General features: G+C 72.1%; 15 protein-coding genes. 11 read left to right on the forward strand and 4 right to left on the reverse strand.

From position 1 onward, the window contains the following. Positions 1–3: 3 nt before the first annotated feature. The 3 genes from AB0E91_RS23325 to AB0E91_RS23335 all read right to left on the reverse strand — a co-directional run bounded on the left by AB0E91_RS23325 (position 4) and on the right by AB0E91_RS23335 (position 1,424). Complete coding sequence (locus AB0E91_RS23325) at positions 4–672, reverse strand: M15 family metallopeptidase (protein ID WP_361785540.1); 669 nt, start codon at positions 670–672, stop codon at positions 4–6. 11 nt (positions 673–683) lie between these two features. Beyond that, positions 684–845 (reverse strand): hypothetical protein, encoded by a 162-nt coding sequence (locus tag AB0E91_RS23330; protein ID WP_361785096.1) that lies wholly within the window; start codon positions 843–845, stop codon positions 684–686. A gap of 102 nt (positions 846–947) precedes the next feature. Next, positions 948–1,424 carry an NUDIX domain-containing protein gene (locus tag AB0E91_RS23335; protein WP_361785099.1) on the reverse strand — a complete coding sequence of 159 codons (477 nt, stop codon included), beginning with the start codon at positions 1,422–1,424 and terminating at the stop codon, positions 948–950. 139 nt (positions 1,425–1,563) lie between these two features. Here AB0E91_RS23335 and AB0E91_RS23340 point away from each other — a divergent pair, with 139 nt between their 5' ends. The 6 genes from AB0E91_RS23340 to AB0E91_RS23365 all read left to right on the forward strand — a co-directional run bounded on the left by AB0E91_RS23340 (position 1,564) and on the right by AB0E91_RS23365 (position 8,698). Then, complete coding sequence (locus AB0E91_RS23340) at positions 1,564–2,877, forward strand: MFS transporter (RefSeq protein ID WP_361785102.1); 1,314 nt, start codon at positions 1,564–1,566, stop codon at positions 2,875–2,877. Positions 2,878–3,009: 132 nt separating this feature from the next. Continuing rightward, positions 3,010–3,894 carry a carbon-nitrogen hydrolase family protein gene (locus AB0E91_RS23345; RefSeq protein WP_361785105.1) on the forward strand — a complete coding sequence of 295 codons (885 nt, stop codon included), beginning with the start codon at positions 3,010–3,012 and terminating at the stop codon, positions 3,892–3,894. A gap of 200 nt (positions 3,895–4,094) precedes the next feature. Next, positions 4,095–4,184: a K(+)-transporting ATPase subunit F gene (gene kdpF, locus AB0E91_RS23350; protein ID WP_161183200.1), complete on the forward strand. Its 90-nt coding sequence runs from the start codon at positions 4,095–4,097 to the stop codon at positions 4,182–4,184. An 8-nt stretch (positions 4,185–4,192) separates the two neighbouring features. After that, complete coding sequence (gene kdpA, locus AB0E91_RS23355) at positions 4,193–5,854, forward strand: potassium-transporting ATPase subunit KdpA (RefSeq protein WP_361785109.1); 1,662 nt, start codon at positions 4,193–4,195, stop codon at positions 5,852–5,854. 32 nt (positions 5,855–5,886) lie between these two features. Continuing rightward, complete coding sequence (gene kdpB / locus AB0E91_RS23360; protein ID WP_361785112.1) at positions 5,887–7,986, forward strand: potassium-transporting ATPase subunit KdpB; 2,100 nt, start codon at positions 5,887–5,889, stop codon at positions 7,984–7,986. A 4-nt stretch (positions 7,987–7,990) separates the two neighbouring features. Next, positions 7,991–8,698 (forward strand): potassium-transporting ATPase subunit C, encoded by a 708-nt coding sequence (locus AB0E91_RS23365; protein ID WP_361785115.1) that lies wholly within the window; start codon positions 7,991–7,993, stop codon positions 8,696–8,698. A gap of 33 nt (positions 8,699–8,731) precedes the next feature. Here AB0E91_RS23365 and AB0E91_RS23370 read toward each other — a convergent pair whose 3' ends face one another. Continuing rightward, positions 8,732–8,935 (reverse strand): hypothetical protein, encoded by a 204-nt coding sequence (locus tag AB0E91_RS23370; protein WP_361785118.1) that lies wholly within the window; start codon positions 8,933–8,935, stop codon positions 8,732–8,734. A 260-nt stretch (positions 8,936–9,195) separates the two neighbouring features. On the opposite strand from AB0E91_RS23370, the gene AB0E91_RS23375 reads away from it, so the two are divergent. The 5 genes from AB0E91_RS23375 to AB0E91_RS23395 all read left to right on the forward strand — a co-directional run bounded on the left by AB0E91_RS23375 (position 9,196) and on the right by AB0E91_RS23395 (position 14,971). Further along, positions 9,196–10,413, forward strand: coding sequence for a fused response regulator/phosphatase (locus AB0E91_RS23375; protein WP_361785121.1), 1,218 nt, complete (start codon positions 9,196–9,198; stop codon positions 10,411–10,413). A 101-nt stretch (positions 10,414–10,514) separates the two neighbouring features. Next, positions 10,515–12,059 carry a CHASE3 domain-containing protein gene (locus tag AB0E91_RS23380; protein WP_361785543.1) on the forward strand — a complete coding sequence of 515 codons (1,545 nt, stop codon included), beginning with the start codon at positions 10,515–10,517 and terminating at the stop codon, positions 12,057–12,059. Then, positions 12,056–12,502 (forward strand): response regulator, encoded by a 447-nt coding sequence (locus AB0E91_RS23385; RefSeq protein WP_361785124.1) that lies wholly within the window; start codon positions 12,056–12,058, stop codon positions 12,500–12,502. Before AB0E91_RS23380 ends, AB0E91_RS23385 begins: the two co-directional genes overlap by 4 nt. 122 nt (positions 12,503–12,624) lie before the next feature. After that, complete coding sequence (locus AB0E91_RS23390) at positions 12,625–13,389, forward strand: alpha/beta hydrolase (protein ID WP_361785127.1); 765 nt, start codon at positions 12,625–12,627, stop codon at positions 13,387–13,389. Between the two features lie 61 nt (positions 13,390–13,450). Further along, positions 13,451–14,971: an amidohydrolase family protein gene (locus AB0E91_RS23395; RefSeq protein WP_361785130.1), complete on the forward strand. Its 1,521-nt coding sequence runs from the start codon at positions 13,451–13,453 to the stop codon at positions 14,969–14,971. Positions 14,972–15,141 lie beyond the last annotated feature (170 nt).

Raw genomic sequence — 15,141 nt, forward strand, 5'->3', positions numbered from 1 at the left:
GGGTCAGTGCTCCGGCGAGGGGGTGGGCCGTGGGAGGGAGTGGTCCTCCACCGGGCCGTACAGCGCGGCGGGTTGGTCCGTCCGGAAGGCCCAGTAGCGGTCGCCCCAGCTCCAATGCCACCACTCGGTGCCGTAGTTGACCAGGCCCGCAGAGGTCAGGGCGGTCGAGAGAAGGGTGCGGTGCTCGCGGGCCCGGTCGCTGATGCCGGCGGCGTCGGTGTAGCAGGCGCCCCCGCTCTCCTCCGGGGTGGCGTTCATGCGGGTGCCCATGTCGAGTTCGACGCCGTCGCTGTCGACCAGGGTGAGGTCGACGGCCGCGCCCGCGCTGTGCGGGGCGATCTCCGGCGGCGAGACATAGCGGCTGGCGGCGTCACGGAGGCGGTCCGCGGGCCAGTCGGGGTTGTCCCGGGCGAGTTCGCCCGCGTAGTCCGCGAAGTAACGCCGTTGCAGGGCCGGTGGCCGGTACCCCTCCACGAGCAGCAGACCGAGCCCGTCCGGCAGCAGCGACCCCGCGTGCAGCAGCCGCTCCACCACCCCCTCCCGCAGATGCGCGAAGGCGCCGGGCGCGTCCCACCGCCGGGCGTCCACGCGGAGCGTGCCGCCGACGCGCACGTCGACCAGCCGCTCCCCGCACTCCCTGACCGGTATCCGCGCCACCCGGTCGTCGGACATCAGCACGATGCTCACTCGGTCTCCCAGTCCCCTGAATCGAAGTAGGCCGCCACACCGTTGGAACGGGCCTCCACCACCGCGCCCAGCCGCGCGAAATCCCTTTCCGTCATGATCGGTTGCCAGGCGACGAGCGGCAACACCCGCCCCTCGTCGTGCTCCTCCGGGGCCGGCACGAGCCCCTGGATCTCCGCCGCGCCGAGCCGTCGACGGGCTCGGTGTGACGGCGTCCGGTGCTCAACGGCGCCTCCGTGCGTGTGACTTGGTGTTCATCCGGCTCACCAGCCCATCTCGGTGTACGCGCGTCCGGCGCGGATGCCCTCGATCGCCGCGCGGGCGTAGGGCACGAGCGGGTCCGGGAGGCCGTCCGGGGGCCACCAGTGCCAGGCCAGGCACTTGTCCGGTTCCCGTACTTCCGGGATGCCCTTCAACCCCCGCACCCGGAAGATCAGTTGCATGCGCGGCCGCCTCCTTGGGGCGTCCAGCAGATGCACCACGTGCGCGAACTCCACGTCGGCGGGGTCGATCACCAGTCCGCCCTCCTCGTACGCCTCCCGCACCAGGCAGGCCACGGCGGACTCCTGCTCGCAGTGTCCTGCCAGGAAGTGCCAACTCCCGCCCTCGTAGGGCGAGTCGGGGTGGCGCTGGCCGAGCAGTACCCGTCCCTCCGGGTCCTCCGCGTACAGGTGGACGCCGATGACGTTCAGGGTCCGGCCGCCCGTCGAGGGTACGAAGTCGGCTTCATCGGCGGGCATTTCGGCACCTCTCGGGTGGATACGGCGGGCTTGCTCAGACTGCCCCGGCATGGGCGGCGTCATGCCGGGTGGCGGAAGGGATGACCGGTTCGGGGCGGGTGGCGCGAACTCGGCTGCCGTTGGGGCAGACTGGCCGGTCATGGGCCTGGAACGCGCGCTGCTCGATGTGACCCCGCTGCGGTCGTCGCCCGTCTTCCGGCGGCTGTGGCTGGGACAGACCCTGTCCGGATTCGGCGGGCAGATGACCGTCGTCGCCGTGATGTTCCAGATCTGGGAGATGACCGGGAGCACCGCGTGGACCGGTGCCGTCGGCCTGGCGCAGGCGGTGCCGCTCATCGGGCTCGGGCTCTTCGCGGGCGCGCTGGTCGACCGGGTGGACCGCCGCCGCTTCTATCTGTGGACGACCGCGGGCCAGGCCGTCTGCGCGCTGCTCCTCGCGGTCCAGGGGTTCTTCGGGCAGCTGCCGCCCGCCGGTGTCCTGGGCCTTGTCGCCCTCCAGTCCTGCTTCGTCGCCGGAGGGGCCCCGGCCTCGCGTACGTTCGTCCCGCAACTGCTGCCCGAGCCGCAGCGCGCGGCCGGCCTCGCGCTGCGGCGCATCGCCTTCCAGGCCGCCATGCTGGCCGGACCCGCGCTGGGCGGCCTGCTCGTGAGCGGGGTGGGGGTCGGCGGGTGCTATCTGATCGACTCCGTCACCTTCCTCGCCGCGCTCTTCGGCGCCTTCGGCCTGCCCCCGATGAGCCCGGACGACGACGCCGAGCCCGCCCGGCCCGGACTGCGCGGTGTGGGGGACGGTCTGGCCTTCCTGGTGCGCACCCCCGTCGTGCGCGGAGCCCTGCTCACCGACCTGGCCGCGACCGTGCTGTCCATGCCGATCAGCCTGTTCCCGCTGGTCAACGCCGAACGGTTCGACGGAGACCCGCGCACGCTCGGCCTGTTCCTCGCCGCCATCGCCGCCGGAGGCGTGGCCGCCTCCCTGTTCTCCGGGACCTTCACCCGGAGCCCCCGCCCCGGACTGATCATGCTCGTCGCCTCCGCCGGGTGGGGAGCCGCGCTGATCCTCTTCGGGCTGTCGACCGAACCCTGGCTCGGCCTGGCCTTCCTCGTCGTCGCGGGCGCCGCCGACACGGTGTCCGTCGTGGCCCGGGGAACCGTCGTCCAGGCACACACCCCACCCGCGCTGCTCGGACGGGTCGGAGCGGCCGAGCAGATCGTGGGCCGGGCCGGGCCCGACCTCGGCAACATGCGCGGCGGACTCGTCGCGTCCGCCACCACCGGCACGACGGCGCTCGTCAGCGGCGGTCTGCTGTGTGTGCTCGCGGTGGTCGCCGTGGGCGCCGCGACGGCCGAGCTGCGCCGGACCCCCGCGTCCCCCGACGGTGGCCGTCCGTGCCCGTGCGATCAGGGTGTCGCCTGTGACACGCCACATAAGGAGTGTGCCCGTCTTCGGACCTAGGAGGGCGCAGATATGCAGAACGCAGATATGCAGAACACCGAGCAGACGCAGGAAGCGCTCGACAGTTTCCTCGACATGTGGGCGGACCACATGCGAACCCGTGCCCCAGACCTGCGGATAAGCTCAAGATCCATGACAGAATCCGCAGGTCAGCACCCTAGCCCCACCCTCACCCTCCCCGCGCACCCGCTCCGCATGGCCACCGCGCAGGCCCAGGCGGTCGCCGGTGACATCGAGGCCAACGTCGTCACCGTCGCGGCCATGATCCGCGAGGCGGCCGCCGCAGGGGCCCGCCTCGTCGTCTTCCCCGAGAAGTTCCTCAGCGGCTACGAGCCCGAGCTGATCCGCGCCGACCCCAGCCGCCACGCCGTACGGCCGCGGGACCCGCGCCTGGCCCCCGTCTCCACGGCCTGCCGGGAGACCGGCACCGTCGCCGTCGTCGGCGCCGCGTTCCTCGAGGACGGCGACCTGCATGTCTCCGCGCTCGTCATCGGCGCGGACGGCGAGCACGTCACGCGCTACGACAAGCAGCACCTCTTCCCGACGGAAACCCCGATCTATCGCGCGGGCACCACCGGACGCACCCTCGAACTCGACGGCTGGCGGCTGGGCCTCGGCATCTGCTACGACTCCGGCTTCCCCGAGCACGCCCGCGCGGCGGCCCTCGACGGGTGTCACGCCTATGTGGTCGGCGCACTGTTCGGCGTCGGCAACGGCTACCAGGAGTCGCGCACCTGGTTCCCGGCCCGCGCCCGCGAGAACACCTGCTACACCGTGCTCTCCAACCACATCGGCACCACCGGCGACTGGCACACCTGCGGCTCCAGCGCCGTGTGGGGTCCGGACGGGCGCGTGCTGGCCGAGGCAGGTCCCGACCGGCAGGAGCTGGTCGTCGTCGACCTCGATCCGGAGGTGCTGCTCGCGGCGCGGAAGGCCGCGCCCACGCCGGGCGGCGGCACCGACTGCACCGACGGCTCCAGCGACACCGCCGTCCGACCTGCGGAGTCGTCGCCGTAAGAGCCTCGTCAAGGGAGGGCCCGGCGGCGTAAGAGGGCTGTCAACGCGGGGTCCGAACCGGTCGCGGGAGGGGTTTGCTCGAAGGGCAAGCGATCAATCCTCGCCCTTCAGGAGTCCAAGATGGCCGATACGGCCCTCGTACTCGCCGTCCTCGCGGGTTTCGCGCTGGTGGCCCTCGTCGCCAAGGGGGTGACGAAGCTGTGACCACCGAGAACGTCGTCGGTCTTGTCGTGGCCGTCGCTCTGCTGGGCTATCTCGTCCTCGCCCTGATCTTCCCGGAGAGGTTCTGAGCGCGGCCATGAGTCCCGTACTCGCGGGCGTGCTCCAGCTGCTCGCCCTGACGGGCGCGCTCGCGCTCGTCCACATGCCTCTCGGCACCTATATGGCCCGGGTCTACGACTCCCGCAGACATCTGCGCGTGGAGCGGTGGACCTACAGGGCCATAGGCGCCGACCCCGGCACCGAGATGGCCTGGACCGCGTATCTGCGGGCCGTCCTCGCCTTCTCCGTCGCCGGTGTCCTCTTCCTCTATCTCCTCCAGCGGCTCCAGGGCGTACTGCCCGGCTCGCTCGGCTTCGCCTCGGTGTCGCCGACGCAGTCGTTCAACACGGCCGTCTCCTTCGTGACGAACACCAACTGGCAGTCGTACTACGGCGAACAGACCATGGGGCACGTCGTGCAGACCGCCGGTCTCGCGGTGCAGAACTTCGTCTCCGCCGCCGTGGGCATGGCCGTCGCGGTGGCCCTCGTACGCGGCTTCGCCCGGTCCCGTACCGGTGAACTGGGCAACTTCTGGGCCGACCTGGTGCGCGGCACGGTGCGGATTCTGCTGCCGCTCGCCGTGCTGGCCGCGCTCGTGCTGGTCGCCTGCGGGGTGATCCAGAACTTCTCCGGCATCCACGAGGTCGGGCAGTTCATGGGTGGCAGCCGGCAGTGGAACGGCGGCGCCGTCGCCTCCCAGGAGGCCATCAAGGAGCTGGGCACCAACGGCGGCGGCTACTTCAACGCCAACAGCGCCCACCCCTTCGAGAACCCGACGCCCTTCACCAACCTCTTCGAGATCTTCCTGATCCTGGTGATCCCGTTCTCGCTGACCCGTACCTTCGGTGTGCTGGTCGGTTCGGTGCGGCAGGGGTACGCGATCCTCGCCGCCATGGGCGTCATCTGGCTCGGCTTCACCGCCCTGATGATGGCCACCGAGTTCGCCCACCACGGCCCGGCGCTCCAGGCGGCCGGGGGCGCGACGGAGGGCAAGGAGGTCCGCTTCGGGGTCGGCGCCTCGTCGATCTTCGCGGCCTCGACCACGCTCACCTCGACCGGCGCGGTGGACTCCTTCCACTCCTCGTTCACCGGGCTCGGCGGCGGTCTCACCATGCTTGGCATGATGCTGGGCGAGATCGCGCCCGGCGGCACCGGCTCCGGTCTCTACGGCATGCTGATCATGGCGGTGATCGCGGTGTTCCTGGCCGGTCTGATGGTCGGCCGCACCCCCGAGTACCTGGGCAAGAAGATCGGGGCGCGCGAGATGAAGCTCGCGGCCTGCTACATCCTGGTCACCCCGGCCCTGGTGCTGGTCTTCACCGCCGCCTCGATGGCGCTGCCGACCCCGCCGCACTCGATGCTCAACTCCGGGGCGCACGGCTTCTCCGAGGTGCTGTACGCCTTCACCTCGGCGGCGAACAACAACGGTTCGGCGTTCGCCGGGCTGAACGCGAACACCGACTGGTTCAACGTCACCACCGGGTTCGCGATGCTGCTCGGCCGGTTCCTGCCGATGGTGTTCGTGCTCGCGCTCGCCGGTTCGCTCGCCGCCCAGCGCCCGGTGCCGGTCACCGCGGGCACCCTGCGCACCGAGAAGCCGCTGTTCACCGGACTGCTGGTCGGGGCGATCCTGATCGTCACCGGCCTGACCTACTTCCCGGCGCTCGCGCTGGGTCCGCTCGCCGAAGGGCTGGCGTGATGACCACTCGTATGGACAGGCAAGAGGACTCGATGTCCGCACTCACCTCCGCCCCCACAGCCTCCCAAGAGCCGCCGACGCCGAGACGGGACCCTCAACACCGGCTTGGCGCGGGCCTGTTCGACCCCCGGCAACTGGTCAGGTCGCTGCCGGACGCCGTCCGCAAGCTCGATCCGCGCGTCATGGTCAAGTCGCCGGTGATGTTCGTCGTCTGGATCGGCTCGGTCCTGACCACCGCGTTCTCCCTCACCGACCCCACCGATTGGTTCGGCTGGGCGATCAGCGCGTGGCTGTGGCTGACCGTGCTCTTCGCCAACCTGGCGGAGGCGGTCGCGGAGGGCCGGGGCAAGGCGCAGGCCGACAGTCTGCGCCGGGCCAGGACGGACGCGGTGGCGCGCCGACTGGTCGACGGGCGCGAGGAGCGGGTGCCCGGCACGGAACTCGGCGTCGGCGACCTGGTGGTCTGCGAGGCCGGGGACATCGTGCCCGGCGACGGTGACGTGGTCGAGGGTGTCGCCTCCGTGGACGAGTCCGCGATCACGGGCGAGTCTGCGCCGGTGATCCGCGAGTCCGGCGGCGACCGCAGCGCGGTGACCGGCGGCACCCGCGTGCTCTCCGACCGCGTGGTCGTCCGGATCACCACCCGGCCCGGCGAGACCTTCGTCGACCGGATGATCGGTCTGGTCGAGGGCGCCGCCCGGCAGAAGACGCCCAACGAGATCGCGCTCGACATCCTGCTCGCCTCGCTGACCATCGTGTTCCTGCTGGCCTGTGCGACGCTGCCGCCGTTCGCGGACTACGCGGGCACCCACCTCACCATGGTCGTCCTGATCGCCCTGCTGGTCTGTCTGATCCCGACCACCATCGGCGCGCTGCTCTCCGCGATCGGCATCGCGGGTATGGACCGGCTGGTCCAGCGCAACGTACTGGCCATGTCCGGGCGCGCCGTCGAGGCGGCCGGCGACGTCTCCACCCTGCTGCTGGACAAGACCGGCACCATCACCCTCGGCAACCGCAGGGCCGCCGAGTTCGTCCCCGTGCGCGGCACCACCGAGGCCGAACTCGCGGACGCCGCCCAGCTCTCCTCGCTCGCCGACGAGACGCCCGAGGGCCGCTCCGTCGTCGTCCTCGCCAAGGAGCGGTACGGGCTGCGCGAGCGGCACCAGGGCGAGCTGGCGGGTGCCGAGTGGGTCGCCTTCTCCGCCCAGACCCGGATGTCCGGGGTCGACGTGGCCGGGCGCGAGGTCCGCAAGGGCGCGGCCGGTTCGGTCGTGGCCTGGGTGCGCGAGCGCGGCGGCTCGGTCGCCGACGACGCGGAGGCGGTCGTGGACTGTATCTCCCGCGCCGGGGGCACCCCGTTGCTCGTCGCCGTGCGCGACGCGAAGGGGGCGCGCGTCCTCGGTGTCGTCCACCTCAAGGACGTGGTGAAGGACGGGATGCGGGAGCGGTTCGCGGAGCTGCGCCGCATGGGCATCCGCACGGTGATGATCACCGGGGACAACCCGCTGACCGCGAAGGCCATCGCGGAGGAGGCGGGCGTGGACGACTTCCTCGCGGAGGCCACCCCCGAGGACAAGATGGCCCTGATCAAACGGGAGCAGGCGGGCGGCAAGCTCGTCGCGATGACCGGGGACGGCACCAACGACGCCCCCGCGCTGGCCCAGGCGGACGTGGGCGTGGCGATGAACACCGGTACGTCGGCCGCCAAGGAGGCCGGCAACATGGTCGACCTCGACTCCGACCCGACCAAGCTGATCGAGGTCGTCCAGATCGGCAAGCAACTCCTCATCACCCGGGGTGCGTTGACGACGTTCTCCATCGCCAACGACGTTGCGAAGTACTTCGCGATCATCCCGGCGCTCTTCGCGTCGGTCTACCCCGGCCTCGAAGCGCTCAACGTGATGCGGCTGACCTCGCCGGACTCCGCCATCCTCTCGGCCGTGATCTTCAACGCGCTGGTCATCGTCGCCCTGGTGCCGCTCGCCCTGCGCGGTGTGCGCTACCGGCCCGTCGGCGCGGACCGGATGCTGCGGCGCAACCTCACGGTCTACGGCCTCGGCGGCCTCGTCGCGCCCTTCGTCGGCATCAAGCTCATCGACCTGCTTCTCTCGCTGATCCCCGGGATCGGGTGACGACATGAACAACTCCCTTGCCAACACAGCCCGGTTGTTCGGAGCGGGCCTGCGGGCGCTGCTGGTGCTCAGCGTGCTCACCGGTGTGCTGTACCCGCTCGCCGTCACCGGCGTCGCCCAGTCGCTGTTCGCCGCTGCGGCCAACGGCTCCGAGGTCCGGGCGGACGGCCGCACCGTCGGCTCCTCCCTCATCGGGCAGTCGTACGACCTTCCGCCCACGAAGGGGGAGGGCGCACCGCGCCCCGACCCGAGGTGGTTCCAGGGGCGCCCGGCGAACGGGCTCGGCACCAACAGCGTCAACACCCGCTACCACCTCCTGCTGTCCGGCGCGACCAACCTCGCCGCCGACAGCGGTGCGGTGCGCGGCCGTTGCCCCGCCGCACCCGCCGAGGGCACGCTCTGCGCCCAGGTCCTCGCCGCCCGCGCCGCCGTCGCCCGCGACAACTCGGTCCCCGGGCACCCCGTCACCCCGGCCGACATCCCGCCGGACGCGGTGACCTCCTCCGGCTCCGGCCTCGACCCCGACATCTCACCGGGCTACGCCCTGCTCCAGGTCCGCCGCGTGGCCGAACACAACGGCCTGTCCGTGGCCGAGGTGCGCCGACTGGTCGACGCGCACACGGAGCGGCGGACGCTCGGCTTCATCGGCGAACCCCGCGTGAACGTCCTGGAGTTGAACGTGGCGCTGCGGGAGGTGGTGGCGCGAGGCTGACCGGAACGCCCGTGGCCCGGCGGAGCGGCGCCCTCATCGAGCGCGCCGCTCCGCCGCCGCGTGCCACCACCCCGGCGGGGACGGCCCGTCGACCCCGGCGGTGGGCCGGCCGGGATGCAGCCCGAGCCGCCGCAGCGCGTCGGCGTCGACACGGACGTCGAACCAGCCGTGCCAGTGGCCGTCGGCGCCGATCCCGCAGGCGTGCTGCCGGCCGATCTCGTCAGGGGCGAAGGGCATCCAGTCGATGCCGCGGTCGCGCAGTCAAGCGCGCGCGGCCGCCATCGGCCGGACGGCGCCCGGCAGGTTCTCGTAGGCCGCGACGGTGATCCACTCGGTACCCGGTGTCTCCATGACATCCATGATGCCCGGATCGTTTTCCCCGCTCCCTGGGCATAGGGGACTGGTGACCTTCGAATGGGCGCGATGAGTATGCTCGGCCCCTGGCGGTCGGCGTCCACTGAGCGTAGGCGACGGGTAGTGGTGGGAGGGACGGGGCCATGGTGACGTCGCGGACGGGTGCCGCACGGCTCGTGCCGACGGCACGGGACGAGGCGGAGTGGGACGGCCGGGAGCCGTCGGTGCTTCTTGTCGAGGACGACCCCGGGGACGCCCTCCTCGTGGAGGAGCTGGTCACCGACAGCGCCCTCAAGATGAGCCTGCGCTGGGTGCGTTCGATGACCGAGGCCGCGGACGTGCTCGCCGCCGAGCTGCCCGACTGTGTCCTGCTCGACCTGAACCTGCCGGACGCCCGGGGCCTGGAGGCCCTGTCCATGGTCCAGGCGCACGCCGACCAGGTGGCCGTCGTCGTCCTCACCGGACTGGCCGAGGAACAGACCGGCCTCGCCGCCGTCGCGGCGGGCGCGCAGGACTACCTCGTCAAGGGCCGCGTCGAACCCGAACTCTTCGGCCGCGCCGTGCGCTACGCGATCCAGCGCAAGCAGGCGGAGCAGGCGGCCGTCGCCCTCCAGGCCAGTCAGATGCAGGCCAGGGAGAACGCCCGCCTCGAACGCGGGCTGCTGCCAAGGCCGTTGCTGCGCGCCGAGGGCGTCGACGTGGTGGCCCGCTACCGCCCCGGCCGCGCCCAGGCCCTCCTCGGCGGCGACTTCTACGACATCGTGCAGAGCGCCGACGGCGCCGTCCACGCCCTGGTCGGGGACGTCTCCGGGCACGGCCCCGACGAGGCCGCCCTCGGTGTCGCCCTGCGCATCGCCTGGCGCACCCTCGTCCTCAGCGGCATCACCGGCGCCGAACAGGTCGGCCGACTGGAGGAGTTGCTGGTCGCCGAGCGCGCCCGGGACGAGGTCTTCGCGACGCTGGTGAGTCTCGCCGCCGTACCCGGCGCCCACAGCGCCAGCGTCGTACGGGCCGGACACCCCGGACTGCTGCGCCGCACCGGCGCCGAGGTGGACTGGGTGGAGGTGCCCGGCGGACCCGCGCTCGGCATGGTCCCCGGCGTGGCCGGGTGGCCGACCTCCGAACTGCCGGTACCGCCGGGCGCGTCCGTGGTCCTCTTCACCGACGGCCTGTTCGAGGGACATGTGAGCAGCGGACCCGAACGCCTCGGCGAGGGCGGGCTGCTGGCCCTCGCCCGGGAGTCGGCCACCCTGCCCGCCGAGGACTTCGTGGACACCCTGATCGGCCGCGCCGAAGGACTGGCCGAGGAACGCGGCGGACTCGCCGACGACGTGGCCGTCGTCCATGTGAGCTGGAACTAGAAGTGAAACCAACGAAGTCGGAGCGCACGGTGACGAACGACGAGAGCGCGCACCGGCGCAGCCTGACGGTGCAGGGCTGGTTCCAGTTGGTGCTGGCGCTCATGGCCCTGCTCGTGGTGGTCGGCACCGTGATCGGCGCCGACCTGCTGGGCCGTACGGCCGCCGCCACCGACGGGCTGCTCCAGCACATCCAGCCCGCCCAGACGGAGGCGTACCGGCTTCAGGCCGCCCTGGTCAACCAGGAGACCGGCATCCGCGGTTACGCGATCGCCGCCGATCGGCAGTTCCTCACCCCCTACACCCGCGGCAAGGACGACGAGGCCCACTCGGCCGCCCGGCTGCGCACCCTCATCGGGGACCGCCCCGACCTGCTCGCCGACCTGGAGGCCGTCGAACGGCAGGCCGCCGACTGGCGCCGCGCCTACGCCGAGCCGATGGCCGCCTCCGTCACCCCCGGCGCCCCGAAGCCCGTCGACAAGACCACCGCCGAACGCGGCCGGCAGAACTTCGACCGCCTGCGCACCACGTGGGCCAAGCAGAACGCCGACCTCGCCCGGACCGTCCGCGAGGGCCACGCCCGCATCGCCCACGAACGCACCGTGCGCAACTCGGTGCTGGGCGGCATGGTTGCCGCCTTCCTGCTGACCGGGATCGCCCTCGCCTTCCTCGTACGCATGCTGGTCGCCCGGCCGCTGGAGATCCTCGGCACCGCCTCCCGCCGGGTGTCGGGCGGTGACTTCACGCACGTCATCACCGGCGGCGGCCCCGCCGACCTCGTCGCGCTCGCCGACGACGTGGAGGGCATGCGCAGGCGCATCGTCGCCGAACTCGACGCCTCCCGCGACAAGGAGCGCATCCTGGCCCGCCAGGCCGCCGACCTGGACGCCCAGGCGGTCGAACTGCGCCGGTCCAACGTCGAGTTGGAGCAGTTCGCGTACGTCGCCTCCCATGACCTCCAGGAACCCCTGCGCAAGGTCGCCTCCTTCTGCCAGCTCCTCGAGAAGCGCTACGGCGACGAACTGGACGACCGGGCACGGCAGTACATCGACTTCGCCGTGGACGGCGCCAAGCGGATGCAGGTGCTCATCAACGACCTGCTGACCTTCTCCCGTGTCGGCCGCCTCAACGACGCCCGCGTGCCGGTGGGCCTCGACCGGGCGCTGGACAAGGCGCTGACCAACCTGGGTACGGCCCTCGAGGAGTCCGGCGCCCGCATCGACCGCCCAAACGAGCTGCCCGAGGTCGTCGGCGACCCGACCCTGCTGACCATGCTCTGGCAGAACCTGGTGGGCAACGCCCTGAAGTTCCGCCACGCCGAACGCGCCCCGCACATCACCGTCACCTGTGCACCCGATCCCGACGAGCCCGGCATGGTCAGGGTCTGCGTGAAGGACAACGGCATAGGTATCCCGGGGCAGTTCGCGGAGAAGGTCTTCGTCATCTTCCAGCGGCTGCACAGCCGGGACGCCTACGGCGGTACGGGCATCGGACTGGCGCTCTGCAAGAAGATCGTGGAACATCACGGGGGCAGGATCTGGCTCGACACCGCGTGCACGGACGGCACCCGTTTCTGTCTCACTCTTCCCCCGGCCGCCCCCGTCCCGGACGAGACCGGCGCCGACTCCCAGGAAAAGGCCCTGACATGACGACCCCCGCCGCCACCCCCATCGACGTACTCCTGGTCGAGGACGACCCCGGAGACGAACTGATGACCCGGGAGGCGTTCGAGGACAACAAGATCGGCAACACCCTTCATGTCGTCCGGGACGGCGAGGAGGCGCTGCACTTCCTCTACCGGCAGGGCGAGCACGCGGACGCCCCCCGCCCCGACCTGATCCTGCTCGACCTCAACCTCCCCAAGTACGACGGCCGTCAGGTCCTGGAGCGGATCAAGTCCGACCCGGAGCTGTCCCACATTCCCGTCGTCGTCCTCACCACCTCGGCTGCGGAGGAGGACATCCTGCGCAGCTACAAGCTGCACGCCAACGCGTACGTCACCAAGCCGGTCGACCTGGACCAGTTCATCGCGGCGGTGCGCCAGATCGACGACTTCTTCGTGCAGGTGGTGCGGCTGCCCCGGCAGGGCTGAGGGGGCCTTCGGCGGTTCGGCGAGAGGGCGTTGGGGGACTGTTGCGGCGGTCGTGACGTGTCGATCCGGCGGTCCCCGCGGGCGGATACACTCGGCCGCTCGTCGTGATCAAGGAGCAGAACATGCGCAAGGCGGCCGTCACGCCCCGAGGGGACCTCATGCGCTGGGTCGAGCTGCCCGGCCGGGACGCCCCGCGCGTCTACGTCCACGGCCTCGGCGCCACCTCGCCCGCGTACTTCACCGAGTCCGCCGTACACCCCCTGCTCGCCGGTCACCGCTCGCTGCTGATCGACCTGTTGGGTCACGGCATCAGCGACCGCCCGGCGGACTTCGACTACAGCCTGGAGTCCCACGCCGACGCCCTGGCCGCCGCGCTGGCCTCCGCCGGTGTGAGCGGCGCCGAGCTGATCGCGCACAGCATGGGCGGCTCCGTGGCGATCGTCCTGGCCGCCCGCCACCCCGGGCTGGTCTCCCGGCTCGTCCTGATCGACGCCAACCTGGACCCGATCACGCCCGTCCCCGGTGCTCCCGGAAGCTCGGGGATCACCGCGTTCTCGGAGCAGGAGTTCCTGGACGGCGGCTGGGAGAAGGTCCGCGACTCGGCGGGCCCGCACTGGTGGTCCACCATGCGCCTGGCCGACCGGACCGCCCTGCACCGCAGCGCGGTCCGGCTCACGCGCGGTACGACGCCCACGATGCGCGAGCTGCTGCTGAAGCTGCCGATTCCGCGCACCTTCCTGTTCCCCGAGGCGGACGGGCCGTTCCCGGGCACGGAGGAGCTGGAGAAGGCAGGGGTGCGGGTCGTCGCCGTACCCGACTGCGGGCACAACATCATGCTCGACAACCCGGGGGCCTTCGTGCGTGAGACGGCCGCCGCCCTGGCGTGAGTTAGGTATGCCTAAGTAGAGTTCGGTGGCCGGACGCCCCGTCTCTCCGCTGGAGCCCGCCATGACGAGCACTGCCGCTGTGTCCACCGCGACGGCCGGCGCGGGGGCGGCGCCGCTGTGGCTCGCCCGGGTACGGCTCGGCGCCGGGGGCCCGCTCGCGCACATCCGGGTGGCGGGCGGCCGGATCACCGGGATGTGGGCCGAGAAGGACCTTCGACTCGGTTCCGGCGAGCCGGTGTTCGACCTGGCCGGGCGGACCGTACTGCCCGGGCTGTGGGACGCCCATGTGCACCTGGGGGAGTGGGCCGTCGCCCGCACCCGGCTCGACGTGTCCGGGCTCGACTCGGCCCGCGCGGTCGCCGAAGCCGTACGCGAGCGTGCTCAAGCACCGCTGGACGAGCGGGTGTTGACCGGGTTCGGTTTCCGGGACGGGCTCTGGCCCGACGCCCCGCACAAGGACGTGCTCGACGCGGTCGTCCCCCACGTGCCCGTCGCCCTGGTCAGCCAGGATCTGCACACCGCGTGGCTCAACTCGGCCTGCCTCGCGCTGATCGGCCGCGCGGAGCATCCCAGCGGCCTGCTGCGCGAGCACGAGTGCCTGGAGGCCCTCGCCGCGCTGCCCAAGGCACCCGTCGAGACCGAGGACCACCGGATCGAGGAGGCATGCCGGGCGGCCGCCGCGCGCGGGGTCACCGGGATCATCGACTTCCAGTACGGCGACACGGTCGCGCAGTGGGCGCGGCGGAGCGAGGCCGGGCGGCCGCTCGTCCGGGTGGCGGCCGCCGTCTACCCGTCGTACCTCGACGCGGCGATCGAGCGCGGGCTGCGCACCGGTTCCGCTGTCGACGGGGGCGCCGGGGTCGTACGTGTCGGCCCGCTCAAGCTGTTCACGGACGGCTCGCTCAACACCCGTACCGCCCTGTGCCGCGACCCCTACCCGGGGCTCGGGGACACCCCTCAGGCGCACGGCATCCAGGAGACCGGCACCGAGGAACTGGTCGCGCTGATGCGCCGCGCCGCCGCCCACGGCATCGAACCGGCCGTGCACGCCATCGGCGACCACGCCAACACGGTCGCCCTGGACGCCTTCGAGGCCGTGCGCTGCCGCGGCCGGATCGAGCACGCGCAACTGCTCGATGCCGCCGACCTGCCGAGGTTCGCCGCGCTCGGGGTCACGGCGGGTGTCCAGCCCCGGCACGCCACCGACGACCGGGACATCGCGGACCGGCACTGGGCGGGGCGCACGGGACGCGCGTTCGCCTACGCGGATCTGCTCGCGGCCGGGGCCCGGCTGGAGTTCGGCTCGGACGCGCCGGTCTCGCCGCTGGACCCGTGGCTCGGCATCGCGTCGGCCGTCGGCCGCACCGGGGACGAGCGCCCGGCCTGGCATCCCGAGCAGCGCGTGCCGCTCGCGGCGGCCCTCGCCGCCTCGGCCCGGGGCAGGCGGCTGATCAGGGTCGGCGACCCCGCCGACCTGGTGTTCACGGACGTGGACCCGCTGGAGGCGGACCTGGCGACCCTGCGGGAGATGCCCGTGTTCGCGACCATGCTCGGCGGCCGCTGGACCCACGGACCGGCCTGAGCGGGAGAGCTTGCGCTGCGCCGTTCCGCGCGCATACTTAGGGTACCCTAACTTGGGTTCTCGTCTCCGGAGCGGAGCCGTGGACGGCGTGCGCCGGTGCGCGCGCCGCACGGGGTGAACGGCGGCACGGCCGCCGCATGTGGAAGGTGTGGCGGTGCCCGTCGGCGCCG

It is taken from the genome of Streptomyces sp. NPDC026659 (genome assembly GCF_040638245.1).
Classification (GTDB): Bacteria; Actinomycetota; Actinomycetes; order Streptomycetales; family Streptomycetaceae; genus Streptomyces.